16 protein-coding genes are annotated in these 15,829 nt (G+C 60.7%); 8 read left to right on the top strand and 8 right to left on the bottom strand.

Features of this window, described 5'->3' with window-relative positions; genetic code table 11:
- Positions 1-53: 53 nt before the first annotated feature.
- Positions 54-1,166, bottom strand: coding sequence for an enoyl-CoA hydratase/isomerase family protein (locus ACV8MC_RS00240; protein ID WP_315434937.1), 1,113 nt, complete (start codon positions 1,164-1,166; stop codon positions 54-56).
- A gap of 132 nt (positions 1,167-1,298) precedes the next feature.
- Between ACV8MC_RS00240 and ung the strand changes: the two genes are divergently transcribed.
- Positions 1,299-1,991 carry a uracil-DNA glycosylase gene (gene ung / locus ACV8MC_RS00235; RefSeq protein ID WP_024011989.1) on the top strand — a complete coding sequence of 231 codons (693 nt, stop codon included), beginning with the start codon at positions 1,299-1,301 and terminating at the stop codon, positions 1,989-1,991.
- A gap of 119 nt (positions 1,992-2,110) precedes the next feature.
- Here the strand turns inward: ung and ACV8MC_RS00230 are convergent, their stop codons facing one another.
- The 4 genes from ACV8MC_RS00230 to ACV8MC_RS00215 are packed head-to-tail and all read right to left on the bottom strand — an operon-like array spanning position 2,111 to position 6,145.
- Positions 2,111-3,145: an AbrB family transcriptional regulator gene (locus ACV8MC_RS00230; RefSeq protein WP_056783516.1), complete on the bottom strand. Its 1,035-nt coding sequence runs from the start codon at positions 3,143-3,145 to the stop codon at positions 2,111-2,113.
- Complete coding sequence (locus tag ACV8MC_RS00225; protein ID WP_016771277.1) at positions 3,138-4,652, bottom strand: tripartite tricarboxylate transporter permease; 1,515 nt, start codon at positions 4,650-4,652, stop codon at positions 3,138-3,140. The genes ACV8MC_RS00230 and ACV8MC_RS00225 overlap by 8 nt, the downstream gene beginning before the upstream one ends.
- A 1-nt stretch (position 4,653) precedes the next feature.
- Entirely contained in the window at positions 4,654-5,112 is a 459-nt protein-coding gene (locus ACV8MC_RS00220) for a tripartite tricarboxylate transporter TctB family protein (RefSeq protein WP_095180598.1), read from the bottom strand.
- 55 nt (positions 5,113-5,167) lie between these two features.
- Positions 5,168-6,145, bottom strand: coding sequence for a Bug family tripartite tricarboxylate transporter substrate binding protein (locus ACV8MC_RS00215; protein WP_024011991.1), 978 nt, complete (start codon positions 6,143-6,145; stop codon positions 5,168-5,170).
- Between the two features lie 445 nt (positions 6,146-6,590).
- Between ACV8MC_RS00215 and ACV8MC_RS00210 the strand changes: the two genes are divergently transcribed.
- Both ACV8MC_RS00210 and ACV8MC_RS00205 read left to right on the top strand, forming a co-directional pair.
- Positions 6,591-7,262, top strand: coding sequence for a response regulator (locus ACV8MC_RS00210; protein WP_024011992.1), 672 nt, complete (start codon positions 6,591-6,593; stop codon positions 7,260-7,262).
- Complete coding sequence (locus tag ACV8MC_RS00205; RefSeq protein ID WP_024011993.1) at positions 7,255-8,640, top strand: sensor histidine kinase; 1,386 nt, start codon at positions 7,255-7,257, stop codon at positions 8,638-8,640. Before ACV8MC_RS00210 ends, ACV8MC_RS00205 begins: the two co-directional genes overlap by 8 nt.
- 146 nt (positions 8,641-8,786) lie before the next feature.
- On the opposite strand, the gene ACV8MC_RS00200 is transcribed toward ACV8MC_RS00205, so the two are convergent.
- Together ACV8MC_RS00200 and ygfZ are read right to left on the bottom strand one after the other, a co-directional pair.
- A complete protein-coding gene (locus ACV8MC_RS00200; RefSeq protein ID WP_016770675.1) occupies positions 8,787-9,608 on the bottom strand; it encodes an HDOD domain-containing protein in 822 nt (273 codons plus the stop codon).
- 34 nt (positions 9,609-9,642) lie between these two features.
- The gene (gene ygfZ / locus ACV8MC_RS00195) at positions 9,643-10,584 is read right to left on the bottom strand and encodes a CAF17-like 4Fe-4S cluster assembly/insertion protein YgfZ (protein WP_457264085.1); all 942 of its coding nucleotides are present in this window, start codon (positions 10,582-10,584) and stop codon (positions 9,643-9,645) included.
- A 150-nt stretch (positions 10,585-10,734) separates the two neighbouring features.
- Here ygfZ and ACV8MC_RS00190 point away from each other — a divergent pair, with 150 nt between their 5' ends.
- Both ACV8MC_RS00190 and ACV8MC_RS00185 read left to right on the top strand, forming a co-directional pair.
- Positions 10,735-10,989 carry an FAD assembly factor SdhE gene (locus tag ACV8MC_RS00190; protein ID WP_007911418.1) on the top strand — a complete coding sequence of 85 codons (255 nt, stop codon included), beginning with the start codon at positions 10,735-10,737 and terminating at the stop codon, positions 10,987-10,989.
- Positions 10,973-11,425, top strand: a complete 453-nt coding sequence (locus tag ACV8MC_RS00185) for a protein YgfX (RefSeq protein ID WP_457264083.1) — start codon at positions 10,973-10,975, stop codon at positions 11,423-11,425. Before ACV8MC_RS00190 ends, ACV8MC_RS00185 begins: the two co-directional genes overlap by 17 nt.
- On the opposite strand, the gene nadB is transcribed toward ACV8MC_RS00185, so the two are convergent.
- Complete coding sequence (gene nadB / locus ACV8MC_RS00180; RefSeq protein ID WP_236167975.1) at positions 11,394-13,010, bottom strand: L-aspartate oxidase; 1,617 nt, start codon at positions 13,008-13,010, stop codon at positions 11,394-11,396. The two genes, ACV8MC_RS00185 and nadB, sit on opposite strands and share 32 nt — an antisense overlap.
- Before the next feature lie 556 nt (positions 13,011-13,566).
- Between nadB and rpoE the strand changes: the two genes are divergently transcribed.
- From rpoE to ACV8MC_RS00165, 3 genes are read left to right on the top strand one after another with little or no spacing between them, the layout of a single operon-like run.
- Entirely contained in the window at positions 13,567-14,148 is a 582-nt protein-coding gene (rpoE, locus tag ACV8MC_RS00175) for an RNA polymerase sigma factor RpoE (RefSeq protein ID WP_003172477.1), read from the top strand.
- Positions 14,149-14,178: 30 nt separating this feature from the next.
- Entirely contained in the window at positions 14,179-14,766 is a 588-nt protein-coding gene (locus tag ACV8MC_RS00170; protein ID WP_008077804.1) for a sigma-E factor negative regulatory protein, read from the top strand.
- 8 nt (positions 14,767-14,774) lie between these two features.
- Entirely contained in the window at positions 14,775-15,740 is a 966-nt protein-coding gene (locus ACV8MC_RS00165) for a MucB/RseB C-terminal domain-containing protein (protein ID WP_457264080.1), read from the top strand.
- Positions 15,741-15,829: the final 89 nt, after the last annotated feature.

Below are 15,829 nucleotides of genomic sequence, written 5' to 3'. Positions count from 1 at the left end.
ATTGAGCCGGCCCGCGATGGCAATCCAGTCGCCATCGCGGGCCTCGCGTCACCTCAATACTGGGTCAGATCCGCCAACGGATGCCGTCCCTCCCAGACTTTATGAAAGTGTGCCTCGACCACCGCATCCGGCACGCTACTGATATCCGGCCAGTGCCAGTGCGGCTTCTGATCCTTGTCGATCAACCGCGCACGCACGCCTTCGCTGAATTCCGGATGGCGGCAGCAATTGAGGCTCAGGGTGTATTCCATCTGGAATACTTCGGCCAGCGACATGTGCCGCGCGCGGCTGATCTGTTCCCAGACCAGATGCGCGGTCAGCGGCGAGCCCTCGGTCATGGTTTTCGCCGCTCGGGCGATCAATGGATCGCTGCTGTCGCGGTGCAGACTGATGGCTTTCCACGCACAGGCAACGTCGCTGACGTCGAGCAGTTCGTCGATCAGCTGGCGACGCGGCAGCCACTGCGCTTCGGGCATTTGCTCAAGTGCCTCCTGCTGCAGAGCCTTGAGCAGGCTGTTGAGCTGCATGGCGGTCTGTTCCTGCCAGTTCAATTGCAGCAGGCCTTCGATCAATTGCGGTTGCTGTTCGTCGAGCAGGAAGCGATCGGCCAGGGCCAGATCCAGCGCATCACGGCCGTTGATGTGCGCGCCGGTCAGGCCGAGAAACAAGCCGAGCTTGCCCGGCAATCGGGCGAGAAACCAACTGGCGCCGACGTCCGGATACAGTCCAATAGTGATTTCCGGCATCGCCAGACGGCTGCTCGGCGTGACGATCCGCGTGCTGGCGCCCTGCAACAGGCCCATGCCGCCACCGAGCACATAACCGTGACCCCAGCAGATCAGCGGCTTGGGATAGGTATGCAGGCTGTAATCGAGGCGATATTCCGCGCTGAAAAACTGCGCGGCCAACGGCGGGACTTCGCCGGGGTGAGCGCGGCAGGCTTCGACCAGGCTGCGCACCTCACCGCCGGCGCAGAAGGCTTTGGCGCCGTTGCCGCGCAGCAGCACGCAGACGATTTGCGGGTCATTGGCCCAGGCGTTCAATTTGTCGCTGAGGGCGTTGATCATCGACAGTGACAGCGCGTTCAACGATTTTTCGGCATCCAGGCTGGCGATGCCGATGCGTGCGCCGTCGGTGCCGGTAAGTTCTTCGAAGTGCAGATTCATCGTGACCTCGATCGGAAATTTGAGCGATCAGTATGATCGCTATGGGGGAAAGTGCCGGATCTGCGTCAGATCAATTGACAAGCGTGGTCGGCTTTCCTAGGGTTCGCCCCATTGTTTTTGCCGGAAATGACCATGACTGCTGACGACCGTATCAAACTCGAACCGAGCTGGAAGGAGGCACTGCGTGCTGAGTTCGACCAGCCTTACATGGCAGAGTTGCGCAGCTTTCTGCAGCAGGAGCGGGCCGCCGGCAAGGAGATCTACCCGCCGGGACCGATGATTTTCAACGCACTGAACTCAACGCCGCTGGACAAGGTGAAAGTGGTGATCCTCGGCCAGGACCCTTACCACGGCCCGGGCCAGGCCCACGGTCTGTGCTTCTCGGTGCAACCGGGCGTGCCGGCACCGCCGTCGCTGGTCAACATCTATAAAGAGCTGAAACGCGACCTCAATATCGACATTCCCAACCACGGCTACCTGCAGAGCTGGGCCGAACAGGGCGTGCTGCTGCTCAACACCACCATGACGGTTGAGCGCGCCAACGCCAACGCGCACAAGGACAAGGGCTGGCAACACTTCACCGACCGCATCATTGAGGTGGTCAGCGAGCGGCAGCCGCATCTGGTGTTCATGCTCTGGGGCGCCCATGCGCAGAGCAAGCAGAAGCTGATCGACGCGACCAAGCACCTGGTGCTGACCTCGGTGCATCCGTCGCCGTTGTCGGCCTATCGCGGGTTTTTGGGCTGTGGGCATTTCAGCCGGACCAACAAGTTTCTCGAACAGAATGGCGAAACGCCGATCGACTGGCGCTTGCCACCGATTTGATGTGTCGACCGGGTTGGCCCCTTCGCGAGCAGGCTCGCTCCCACAGGAATTGTGTGCAAGCCACAAACCCCCTGTGGGAGCGAGCCTGCTCGCGAAAAGAGCGACCCGATCTCGCAGACTTAGGCGGGATGACGATTCCAGTACTTGAACAACGGCTCCGCCAGAAACAGCACAAACAACAGCCGCATCACCTGCATCGCCGTCACCAGCGGCACCGACAGTTGCAGGGTCTCCGCCGTCAGGCTCATCTCGGCGATCCCGCCGGGCATCATGCCCAGGGTCAGCGAACGCAGATCCAGATGGGTCAATGCACTCAAGCCCAGCGCCGCCAGCGACGCGATCAACATGGTCAGCGCCGTGCCGATCAACGTCCGGCCCATGAACGACGGCGCGCGGCGGAAGAACTGCCGATTGAAGTGACAGCCCAGACCGCTGCCAATCAGCCATTGGCCGATCTGACTGCCGCCATTGGGCAAACCGATGTGCAGATCCCACGTAATGCTCACCGCCGCACTGACCAGTAACGGCCCGAACAGCCATGGATTGGGTTGGCGCAGACGCTGCCAGAGCCAGGCGAGCAGGGCGCCCGCCGGAAACAGAATCGCCAGCCAGCGCCAATCGACACTGCCGGCGTGAGAAATCGGCGTGCCGTCACCGAGCAGATACTTGAACGCCGCCGGCACGCACAACACCACCACCAACACCCGCAGACTCTGCCCGGCCGCGACATGGCTGAGCAGTGCACCGTTACGCGCGCCGAGGTTGACCATCTCCCCGGAACCACCGGGCATGCTTGAGAAAAAAGCCGTGGCGCGATCCTCGCCGGTGCGGCGCATCAGCCACACGCCGACCACTGCCGACAGGCTGGTGACCAATGCACCGAAGAAAATCAAACCGAAATGGCTGAGCACCTGTTCCATCACCAGCGGGGTGAAGTGCAGGCCGATACCGATGCCGACGATCCACTGGCCGCACTTGCGCCCGCCAGGGATTTCCGCCAGTTGCCACGGCGTCAGGCAGCGCACCAGGATGATCGCCAGCAACGAGCCGACCATCCACGGTAGCGGCCAGCCGATCTGACTGGCGATGAAACCGCCAAGCAGACCGACCAGCGGGGTGCCCCACCAGGCTTTCAGGGACAAGCGATCAAACATCGGCAATGACGCGCCGTGCCGCCGAACGTTTACGCCAGATGCGAATCAGCGGCATCAGCAGCATGATCGCGGTGAGGATCCAGCAACCGAAGGTGATCGGACTCGACCAGAGAATCTCCAGCGCGCCATTGGAGATCGACAGCGCGCGACGCAGGTTCTGCTCCATCAAGCCACCGAGGATGAAGCCCAGCAGCAGCGGCGACAGCGGGAAATCCAGCTTGCGCAGGATGTAACCGAAGATGCCGATACCGATCATCAGGAACAGATCGAAGGTGGTCGCGTGCACAGCGTAAACGCCGATCCCGGTGATGATCGCGATGATCGGCACCAGCGCCCAGTTCGGCACGGCGAGGATGCGAGTGAATACGCGGATCATTGGGATGTTGAGGATCACCAGCATCACGTTGGCGATGAACAACGACGCGATCAGACCCCAGACGATGTCCGGTTGCTGTTGGAACAGCAGTGGACCCGGGGTGATGTTGTACAGCGACAGCGCGCCGATCATCACCGCAGTGGTGCCCGAACCCGGAACGCCGAGGGTCAGCATCGGAACGAGAGCGCCGCACGCCGCGCCGCCGATTGCGGTCTCTGGCGCGGCCAGACCACGCGGATCACCTTCACCGAATTTGCCGCTGGTGCCAGCGATGCGCTTCTCGGTCATGTAGGCCACGGCACTGGCGAGCGTCGCGCCGGCACCGGGCAACACGCCCATGATGAAACCGAGCACGCCGCAGCGGACGTTGACGACGAAAACCGACGCCGCTTCCTTGAAGTTGAACATCATCCGGCCGGTGGCTTTCACCGCTTCCTGACCGTGGTGGGTCTTTTCCAGCAGCAGAAGGATTTCGCTGATCGAGAACAGACCCAGCACCAGCACGACGAACTGAATGCCGTCGGTCAGGTGAATGTTGTCGCCGGTGAAACGGTACACGCCACTGTTGGCGTCGATGCCGACGGTGGAAAGGAACAGACCGATCAGCGCCGCAATAAAGGTCTTCAACGGTCGATCACCAGCCATGCCGCCGAGACAGACAATCGCGAACACCATCAACACGAAGTATTCCGCCGGTCCGAAGGCAATCGCCCATTTCGCCAGCAGCGGCGCAAACAGCACCATGCCACACGTGGCGATGAACGCGCCGATGAACGAACTCCACGCCGACAGCGACAGTGCCACACCGGCCATGCCTTTGCGGGCCATCGGGTAGCCGTCGAGGGTGGTCATTACAGTCGAGGCTTCACCCGGAATGTTCAGCAGGATCGAGCTGATCCGGCCGCCGTATTCGCAGCCCAGATACACCGCCGCGAGCAGGATCAGCGCCGACTCCGGCGGCAGGCCGAGTGCGAACGCGATCGGAATCAGCAACGCCACGCCATTGATCGGACCAAGGCCCGGCAACAGGCCGACGACGGTGCCGATCAGGGTGCCGCACAGGGCGGTCACCAGGTTGTACGGGCTCAGCGCGACGCCGAAGCCCTGACCCAAATAGCCAAGGGTATCCATATCAGTTCTCCAGGACGCTGAGCAGGCCGAGTGGCAGCGGAACATCCATCAAGCGATCGAACAGCAGATAGAGACCAACCGCCATCAGGCTGATGATGACCACGCTCGGCAGCCAGCGGCCGCCATAGAGACGGGCCATCGGTACGCCGGTAATGATGCTGGCCACGATGAAGCCAAGGGGTTCGAAGGTGCCGGCAAACACCAGCAGCAACACCACGCAGAGACCGATCTTGGTCAGGGTTTCGCGATCCAGCGGCGGCTCATCCGGGTTGTGTTTGATGGGTGCCGGGCGAACCACCATGTACAGCAGCGCCAGCCCCATCAGGCCGAGCATCAGCAGCGGAAAGGCGCGTGGGCCGACGGGTTCATAGGAAAAAGCCGCTTGGTACGGCCACGCCATCAGTGCCAGGCCGGCACACACCAGCAGCAACACCGAGGCGAAAATGCGTTGAATAAGCATGGGAGCTCCTGTGCTGCGTCCCCGCGTAGGAGACGCAGCCACTAGACAGAGACGATCACTGGATCAGGCCGAACTCTTTGGCCAGCACTTTGTAGTCGGCGACCTGCTTCTTCACGTAGGTGTCCAGTTCCGGGCCGGTCATGGCGAACGGGAACAGCTCACGCTGATCGCGCAGCTTGGCGAACTCGTCGGAAGCCAGCAGTTTGTCGAACGAGTCTTTCCACCAGGCGTAGTCTTCGTCGCTGACTTTTGGCCCGAGGTAGAAGCCGCGCACCACCGGCCAGACGATGTCGTAGCCTTGCTCGCGAGCGGTCGGGATGTCCTTCATTTCCGGTTCGTCGAGACGCTTGTCCGAGAACACCGCGAGCAGGCGCATGTCACCGCTCTGGATGTGCGGCATGGAGTCGGAGATGTCGGTACTGCCGACCTGGATGTGGCCGCCGAGCAGAGCCGTGGCGATCTCACCGCCGCCTTCGAGTGCCACATAACGCAGCTCGCGCGGGTTGATGCCGGCGGCCTTGGCAATCAATGCGGTCTGCATCCAGTCCTGGCTGCCGACGGTGCCGCCGGAGCCGATAACCACCGAGCCTGGATCTTTCTTCAACGCCTGAACGAGATCGTCGAGGGTCTTGTAGGGCGAATCGCTTTTCACTGCGATGGCACCGTAGCTGGTGCCGACGGCCGCGAGCCAGCGCACGTTGGTTTCATCGAAGCGGCCGAACTTGCCCTGGGCCAGGTTCAACAGCGAACCGCTCGACCACGCCACCAGCGTGCCGGCATCCGCCGGACGTTGCGCGACCACCGCGTTGTACGCCACCGCGCCGACACCGCCGGGCATGTAGGTGACGCGCATCGGCTTGCTCAGCAACTTCTGGTTGACCAGTGCGCTCTGCACCAGTTTGCAGGTCAGGTCGAAACCGCCGCCGGGGGAGGCGGGGGCGATGCATTCCGGACGTTTGGGCTCGGCCATGAGTTGGCCGGCAAACAGCATCGCGCCAGCGGCGAGAGCAACTTTACGCAGTGATACGTTCATTTGAGTCTCCAGAGGAGTTGTTGTTATGGATGGACCGAATGACCAAAGGGCAACGCGAAAACCTAGCGGCAGGCGCAGTTTTCTCGCGGCGCGCGCGCAACGACTGAAACAACGGAGGGGAAACAGGACTGCGGCGAGAAGCCGACGGTGCAACGGTGGAATCGAGCAAGGCGAGCAGGCATTACAGCCTCGGTGCGCATGGAGGGCATGCTGGGGTACTCCGTTATTGTTCTTATGAGTCGAAAACGCTTCATGGCGTTTTGCGTTGCGCTGTGTGGCGGCAGCGGCGACAGTCGAAACTGTCCGTGGGCCGACTCTAACCGGCTAACCTTTCAACAACCTTTCAATTGTCTTTCACGGTTTTTCGGGCTTCACAGCGGCGGTTGCGGCTGTAAACTCCGCGACAAAGCGTGGCGTCGGCCAACCCTGAACGAGGTAAAAATCCATGCGTGTCCTGCTCGTCGAAGACCATTTGCAACTGGCCGAAAGCGTGGCTCAGGCGCTCAAGAGCACCGGTCTGACGGTGGATGTGTTGCACGATGGCGTAGCTGCCGACCTGGCGTTGGGCAGCGAGGAATACGCCGTAGCGATCCTCGACGTAGGCCTGCCGCGCATGGACGGTTTCGAGGTGCTGGCGCGGCTGCGTGCACGCGGCAAAAACCTGCCGGTGTTGATGCTGACCGCGCGCAGCGACGTCAAGGATCGCGTGCATGGTCTCAATCTCGGTGCTGACGACTACTTGGCCAAGCCGTTCGAACTGACGGAACTGGAAGCGCGGGTCAAAGCCTTGCTGCGCCGCAGTGTGCTGGGCGGCGAGCGTCAGCAGCGCTGTGGCGTGCTGGCTTACGACCTCGATACGCGGCGCTTCACCCTCGGCGACGAACTGCTGACCCTCACCTCACGCGAGCAAGCCGTCCTCGAAGCGTTGATCGCGCGGCCGGGGCGAGTGATGAGCAAGGAGCAACTGGCCGCGCAGGTGTTCGGCCTCGATGAAGAAGCCAGCCCCGACGCCATCGAAATCTACGTGCACCGCTTGCGCAAGAAACTCGATGGCCAGCCCGTGGCCATCGTCACCTTCCGTGGCCTCGGCTATCTGCTGGAAAGCCGCGATGCATAAGCCCAGCAGCCTGCGCTGGCGGTTGCTGTGGAACCTTGGATGGTTGCTGGTGGTGCTGATGCTCGCCAGCGGCTTGAGCGCTTACTGGAACGGTCGCGAAGCCGCCGACACCGCGTATGACCGCACGCTGCTGGCCTCGGCACGCACCATCGCTGCCGGGTTGTCGCAGCGCGATGGCAGCCTCAGCGCCGATGTGCCTTACGTGGCGCTGGACACCTTCGCCTACGACAGCGCCGGGCGCATCTATTACCAGGTCAACGACATTCACCAGAAGCTGATTTCCGGCTACGAAAATCTTCCCGGGCCACCGCCCGGCACGCCGCGCACCGACAGCTATCCGGCGCTGGCGCGCTTTTACAATGCGAAGTACAACGGCCAGAACGTGCGCGTGGTCAGCCTGCTCAAGGCCGTAAGCGAGCCGAACATGAACGGCATGGCGGAGATCCGCGTGGCTGAAACCGACGAAGCGCGAGTCAGTATGGCGCGCAGTCTGGCGGCCGATACGTTGCTGCGCCTGGGCATGCTGGCCGTGGGCGCATTGTTGCTGGTGTGGTTCGCGGTGAGTGCGGCGTTGCGCCCGCTGGAGCGGTTAAGAACCGCCGTTGAGGAACGCCAGCCCGACGACTTGCGGCCACTGCCGTTGGTGGAAGTGCAGCATGAACTGGGACCCTTGGTCCGCGCGCTCAATCATTTCACCGAAAGGCTACGCGGCCAGTTCGAGCGGCAGGCGCAGTTCATCGCCGATGCCGCTCACGAGTTGCGCACGCCGCTGGCGGCACTCAAGGCACGCCTGGAATTGGGCCTGCGCTCAAACGAACCGGAAACCTGGCGCACCACCCTTGAGTCATCCGCACAAAGCACCGATCGCCTGACCCATCTGGCCAATCAGCTGCTGTCGCTGGCCCGTGTCGAAAACGGTGCGCGGGCGATTGCCGAGGGCGGCGCGCAGTTGCTCGATCTGAGTCAATTGGCCCGAGAGCTGGGCATGGCCATGGCGCCTTTGGCGCACAAGCGCGGCGTGGCGCTGGCGCTTGAAGCGGATGAACCGGTGTGGCTGCGCGGTGAGCCGACGCTGCTCAATGAGCTGCTGAGCAATCTGGTCGACAACGCGCTGGCGCATACGCCATCGGGCGGCAATGTGATTCTGCGGGTCACGGCCCCGGCGGTGCTTGAGGTTGAGGACGACGGGCCAGGCATCCCGCTGCACGAGCGTGATCGAGTGTTCGAACGGTTTTATCGGCGCAATCAGCAGGTTGCCGGTTCAGGTCTGGGCTTGGCGATTGTCGGCGAGATCTGTCGCGCGCATCTGGCGCAGATCACCTTGCATGATGGCGAGCAGGCAGGGTTGAAGGTGCGGGTCAGTTTTATTGCCGGGTAATACTTTTGTGGCGGGGGATTTTCCCCCTGGTAGTAGTTTTGTGGCGAGGGGATTTATCCCCGCTCGGCTGCGCAGCAGTCGCGGTTCGGATCGCAGAGTCTAGGGTCGCTTCGCAACCCAACGGGGATAAATCCCCTCACCACAGGTCAGTAGAACATCGACCGCGATTCTTCCAGATCCGCGCAAAACTGCTTGTTCTCCGGATCAATCCCCAGCTTCCTGAACGCCGGCACGCTAAACGGATCAATCCGCGCAAACGGATGATCGGTGTCCTTGCGGCAATACAAATTGGCCACTTGCACGACATCGACGTAATCGATGCGCGTCGAGTCGCGGCTGAAGTCTTGATACAGCAATGGCAAATGCACCAGGCGCTCGGGAAACTCCCAGACCCGCAGCAATTTCTCGCCGAGCAATGGGTGAATCTGCTCGATCACATGGGTCAGGCTGACCGCATCAGAGAGCAGTTCATTGTGGTCTTCGGCGTAAGTCAGAATCGGCAGCACGCCAATCTGATGCACCAGCCCGCCGAGTGCCGCCTGATCGGGTTTGAGCTGAGTGTGACGACGACACAGGGCATAGCTGACGCCAGCGATTTCCAGACTGCTGCGCCAGACTTCGCGCATCTTCTGTTCGACCACCTCGGAGCGGGCATTGAAGATCTGCTCCATCACCAGACCGATCGCCAGGTTGCTGCTGTAGTTGATGCCCAAACGGGTAATGGCGGTGTGCAGGTCGGTGACTTCCTGCGCAGCGCGCAGCAGCGGACTGTTGACCACTTTGATCAGGCGCGCCGACAGCGCGGTGTCGCGGCCGATGACTTTGCTCAGATCGCTGACGCTGATTTCCGGATCCTCGGCGGCCTTGCGAATTTGCAGGGCCACTTCCGGCAACGTTGGCAGAACCAGGTCATCGTTATCGATGGCCGCAACCAAATCCTGTTGGACCTTTTCCGCCAGTTCGCTCATTTGGACTCTCTAGGGTGTTGCAACAATGCTGCGATCAACGCTGGATTTCGCGGTCGCGATCCAGTTCGTAAGGCAGGTCGAGCACGTGCAACGCGGGGCCTTCGAGGGCGCCCAGACGCAAATCACCGGCTTCGGCAGCTTCGGCCTGCAACACGGCCAGGAGTTCAATGTTTCCCTCGGCATTGGCCGCCAGCACCACTTCGCCGATCGAGCTGTTGTGGCTGGGCGCGAACAACTGAGTGCCGGGCTCCGGCAACTCGGCCGCGTCGAGGCGCAGGCGGTACAGGCGCCGCTTGAGCTTGCCCAGGTACTGCATGCGCGCGACGATTTCCTGGCCGGTGTAGCAGCCTTTCTTGAAGCTCACGCCGCCGACCGCCTGCAGATTGAGCATCTGCGGGATGAACAGTTCGCGAGTGGAAGGCATGACCTGGCCGATACCGGCGCGGATCTGGCCCAGCAGCCATTGATTCAGTTCGCCCTCAGCCAGCGTGGCGGACAGTCGGCTTTGAATGTTTGGCGCCTGAGCGGCAGGCACCCAGAGTTCGGCCCGCTCGGGCGAAACGCGAATTGCGATCAGGCCTTCGTTGCGCACAACGCTGTCGGTTTCGGCGGGCAGTGCCAGACCGAGGCTGGTCAGGGCTGCATAGCCATGTGCCACACCGAAGCGCACCCAGGCGGCGCTTTCATCGGTCAGTTTCGATTTGGAGAACACTGCGTACTTTTTCAGGTCGGCCAGTTGCGGTTCGAGCAGCTCGCTGGCCATCGCCATCACCACGCCGTCACCTTCAAGCAGGATGCGGAAGCTCGACTGCATCCGGCCTTTCTGTGTGCAGCGGGCGCCGAGGCTGGCGCGGGTGTCGCTCAGGTAATTGATATTGCAGGTCAACTGGCCTTGCAGGAATTTTCCGGCGTCCGCACCGCGAACCGCGAGTACGCCTTCATGAGACAGGGTGCAGAAAAAAGCAGAATCGGCCATGGGTCATCGCAGGGTAAATAGACTGGGGCACATCATAAGGGGGCAGGGTTGAAATGGGTAGTTGATAAAGGATCAGGGGTCCCCGACCAAAGCCGACTGTGCGGCCCGCGCCGGGGCTGTATACTGCCCGGCAAATTCGAGGAGGGCTCCATGGTCGAACAAGTTGAACTGAATCGCCTCTTTTGGCACAGCCGTCGCGGCATGCTTGAGCTTGACGTGCTGCTGGTGCCGTTCGTGCAGGAGGTTTACGCGACGTTGAATCAAGTGGATCGCGATCTGTACGTGCGTTTGCTGACCTGTGAGGATCAGGACATGTTCGGCTGGTTCATGGAGCGCAGCGAGTCGGAAGATCCCGAGCTGCAACGCATGGTCCGCATGATTCTGGATCGTGTCCAGCCCAAGTAATACGTTCGAATGCCGCTGGCATGCCTCACGGCAGTTGCTGGCGGCGTATCTGTTGGCCCAGGCGTTCGCCATGGGTTCGCTGTGTCTGCTGTCGATTCCACTCTGGGCCAGTCTGCTCGGCGCTTGCGTATGTGCGCTGCATGGTTTTTGGGTGCTGCCACGGCAGATTCTGCTGAGTCATCCGCAAGCATTTTGCGGGTTACGGCGCGACGGCGATGGCTGGCAGGTCTGGAATCAGGCTGATGGCTGGCAAGCGGTGCAACTGCGCCCGGACAGTCTGGCGCTGCCGTTGATCGTGGTGCTGCGCTTTCGCCTTCGCGGAGAGTGGCGGGTCAGGTCGATCTGCGTACCACGTGACTCGCAGGCGGCGGATCTGCACCGACGCCTGCGAGTGCGGCTCAAGTTCAGCCGGCGTAGGTGGGCGGCACCAGAATAGTGTCGAGCGCTTCGGGCAGCAGGTCCGGGTAGTCGAGGGTGTAATGCAGGCCACGACTTTCCTTGCGCTCCATGGCTGAGCTGATCATCAACTCGGCGACCTGTGCCAGATTGCGCAGCTCGATCAGGTCGCGGCTGACTTTATAATTGCTGTAGAACTCATCGATCTCATCCAGCAGCAGACGCACCCGGTGCTGCGCCCTTTGCAGGCGCTTGTTGGTGCGCACGATGCCGACGTAGTCCCACATGAATCGGCGCAATTCGTCCCAGTTGTGCGCGATGATCACGTCTTCATCCGAGTCGGTGACCTGGCTGGCGTCCCAAGCGGGCAGGGCTTTTGGTGCCGCGACCTCATCAAGTTGCGCGAGAATGTCCGCCGCTGCCGAACGGGCATAAACGAAGCATTCCAGGAGTGAGTTGCTGGCCATGCGATTGGCGCCGTGCAGGCCGGTGAAGCTGGTTTCGCCGATGGCGTAGAGACCAGGCACGTCGGTGCGACCGTGCTGATCGACCATCACTCCGCCACAGGTGTAGTGCGCGGCGGGAACCACCGGGATCGGTTGTTTGGTGATGTCGATGCCGAAGCCCAGGCAGCGTTCATAAACAGTCGGGAAGTGAGTTTTTACGAACGATTCAGGCTTGTGGCTGATGTCGAGATATACGCAGTCGACACCCAGGCGCTTCATCTCATGGTCGATGGCCCGCGCGACGATGTCACGAGGCGCCAGCTCGGCGCGTTTGTCGAAGCGATACATGAAGCGCTCGCCGTTGGGCAGCTTCAAATGCGCGCCCTCGCCACGCAGGGCCTCGGTGATGAGGAAGCTTTTGGCTTGCGGGTGATACAGACAGGTCGGATGGAACTGGTTGAATTCCAGGTTCGCCACCCGGCAACCGGAGCGCCAGGCCATGGCGATGCCGTCACCGCAGGCGCCGTCGGGGTTGCTGGTATAAAGGTAGACCTTGGCCGCGCCGCCCGAAGCCAGAATCACGAAACGTGCGCCGTAGGTGTCGACTTCGCCCGTGGCGCGGTTCAGCACGTAGGCGCCGAGGCAGCGATCGCCTTCCATGCCCAAGCGGCGCTCGGTGATGAGATCAACGGCCACCCGCTGTTCCAGCAGTTCGATGTTCTCGCGCTCTTTGGCCTGGGCCAGCAAGGTTTTGAAGATCGCGGCACCGGTGGCGTCTGCAGCATGGATGATGCGCCGATGACTGTGGCCGCCTTCGCGTGTCAGGTGAAATTCGAAACCACCATCTTCAGTGCCGGACTGTTCGTCGCGGGTGAACGGCACACCCTGGTCAATCAGCCATTGGATGGCTTCGCGGCTGTGCTCGACGGTGAAACGCACAGCGTCTTCGTGACACAAGCCGCCGCCGGCGTTGAGGGTGTCGTCGACGTGGGATTCGACAGTATCGGTATCGTCGAGCACGGCGGCAACGCCACCCTGGGCCCAGAATGTCGAACCGTTGGCGAGATCGCCTTTGCTCAATACGGCAATGCGCAGATGACCGGGCAAGGTCAAAGCGAGAGTCAAACCGGCAGCACCGCTGCCAATCACCAGAACATCGTGTTGGAACTGTTGGCTCATTTCAGGATTCCGCTCAAAGCGACCCGGGTCGGGGTTGGCGCAAGACAGCTGGATCGGCGAGTCAAGACAGCCACACAGCCCACTAGTATATAGAGGGGTTGGGCGGCACAATAGCCAGGCCCAGATGGCATTGTGAGACTACTGCGCGGTAAAAAGCGCTGTGCTTCGTCGGAAGTTTTTTTGCCGGTTTGGGAAAAAGACACCTGTATCGGCGCTGAAACAGACTTTTCCGAGCAGGGTTGCGCAATGTCAGGTGGGTGCGGCTATAAATAATTGGAACTTTTGCCAAAGGCCCAAGATCAATAGACGGTGCCAGAAACCAGGGACAGTGTCGGCTTCAGTGCGGAATCTGCGTTTGGATTCCTGCCGGCGAAACCGATAACAAGATTATTCGCGCAGCCGGTTTATCCCGCGCTGCGTTTTTCGTGCGTGCCAAATCAGAGCTCGCAGGAAACTTGCTTGGAGGGGGAGAACTTTTGCGAAAAGCCCGAGTCTATGTTTGCAAGTCTGGTCGTTTAGTAATGCAAGTCTCCTCCGGGCTTATCGAGGAGTGTTCATGCTAACCCAGGAAGAGGATCAGCAGCTGGTCGAACGCGTACAGCGTGGCGACAAGCGAGCTTTCGATCTGCTGGTGCTGAAATATCAGCACAAAATTCTCGGGTTGATCGTGCGTTTTGTGCACGACACCCATGAAGCCCAGGACGTTGCTCAGGAAGCCTTTATCAAGGCGTATCGGGCACTTGGAAATTTCCGCGGTGACAGTGCGTTTTATACGTGGCTGTACCGTATTGCCATTAACACGGCAAAGAACTATCTGGTTTCCCGCGGCCGTCGGCCGCCGGATAGCGATGTAAGTTCGGAGGATGCGGAGTTCTACGATGGCGATCACGGCCTCAAGGATCTCGAATCACCAGAACGTGCATTGCTGCGGGATGAGATCGAAGGCACCGTCCATCGGACCATCCAGCAACTGCCAGAGGATTTGCGTACGGCTTTAACTTTACGTGAATTCGATGGTCTGAGTTACGAGGACATTGCGAGCGTCATGCAGTGTCCGGTGGGTACCGTGCGCTCCCGGATTTTCCGCGCTCGGGAGGCCATCGACAAAGCCCTGCAACCGTTGTTGCAGGAAAACTGAGACAGCGGCGACAGCCAAGAGAGGAACGCCATGAGTCGTGAAGCCCTGCAGGAATCGCTGTCCGCAGTGATGGATAACGAAGCGGACGAACTGGAATTGCGTCGAGTGCTTAGCGCACTGGATGATGTTGATACCCGTGAGACCTGGGCTCGTTACCAGATCGCTCGGGCAGCCATGCACAAGGATCTGCTGCTTCCGCGTCTGGATATCGCTGCGGCAGTGTCCGCTGCGCTGGAAGACGAAACGGCTCCGGCCAAAGTATCCCGCAGCCCATGGCGCAACCTGGGTCGCCTCGCTGTTGCCGCTTCGGTAACCGTGGCCGTTCTGGCCGGTGTTCGCCTGTACAACCAGGACGAAATCGCTGGTGTTGAACTGGCCCAGCAGTCGAATCAGCCTACTCTGGCCACTCCACAGGTCAAAGGTCCGGCAGTTCTGGCTGGTTACAGCGAAAGCTCGGAAGCGACTGGTCCTATGGCTAACGGCGTTCTGCAAGGACAGCCAGGCTGGCATGATCAGCGTCTGCCAGGCTACCTGCGTCAGCACGCTCAGCAGGCTGCACTCAAAGGAACTGAAAGCGCGCTGCCATACGCACGTGCCGCAAGCCTGGAAAACCGTTAAGGAGGATCATGCGCGCCATCCCTCTACTTTCGCTTCTGCTCAGTGGCTGGTTCATCGTTCCAGCCCACGCTGACGAGGCCCAGGACTGGTTGACCCGTCTGGGCCAGGCCGAGCAGCAGCAAAGCTTTCACGGTACTTTCGTTTACGAGCGCAACGGCAGTTTTTCCACGCACAACATCTGGCATCGTGTCCAGAATGGCCAGGTCCGCGAGCGGTTATTGCAGCTCGACGGTTCGGCTCAGGAAGTCGTGCGCATTGATGGACGTACTCAATGCGTCAGCGGCACCCTGATTGCGGGATTGGGTGATTCCCCCAACGCTGCCGCCCGTGCGGTGGACCCCAAAAAGCTGAAGAATTGGTATGACCTTGCCGTCATTGGCAAGTCGCGCGTGGCCGGTCGTGATGCAGTGATCGTGTCGCTGACCCCTCGTGATCAGCACCGATACGGTTTCGAGCTGCATCTGGACAAGAAAACCGGCCTGCCGCTCAAGTCGTTGCTGTTGAACGATAAAGGGCAATTGCTCGAGCGCTTTCAGTTCACCAGCCTCGACACTGATGAAGTCCCGTCGGACAAAGACTTGATGGCAGACGCCGATTGCAAGCCGATCAACATCGGTAATGACAAGGCTTCTGCGGCGAAGACCGTGCAAAACTGGCGTTCGGACTGGCTGCCGCCAGGCTTCGAGTTGACCAGCAGCAGTTCGCACAAGGATGCGCAGACCAAGACCCAGGTCAGCAGCCTGATGTATGACGATGGCTTGGCGCGTTTCTCCGTGTTCCTTGAACCGTTGAACGGTGCAATCGTCACCGATACTCGTACCCAGTTGGGCCCTACCGTCGCGGTATCCCGTCGTTTGACTACACCGCAAGGTGAAATGATGGTCACGGTGGTTGGCGAAATCCCGATTGGCACCGCCGAACGAATTGCTCTATCGATGCGTAACAACGATGGCGCTGCGACCAGCAAGCAGTGAGCTGATTTCAGTCATTTCCACCTCGTCGTCGAGACGTCGAAATGTTTGCTGAGCATTTTCATTTGCAAAACCCCTGAAAATTTTTTATA

Source organism: Pseudomonas sp. PK-RTE-24 (assembly GCF_054052265.1).
This window is presented reverse-complemented; position numbering and strand designations above follow the sequence as displayed.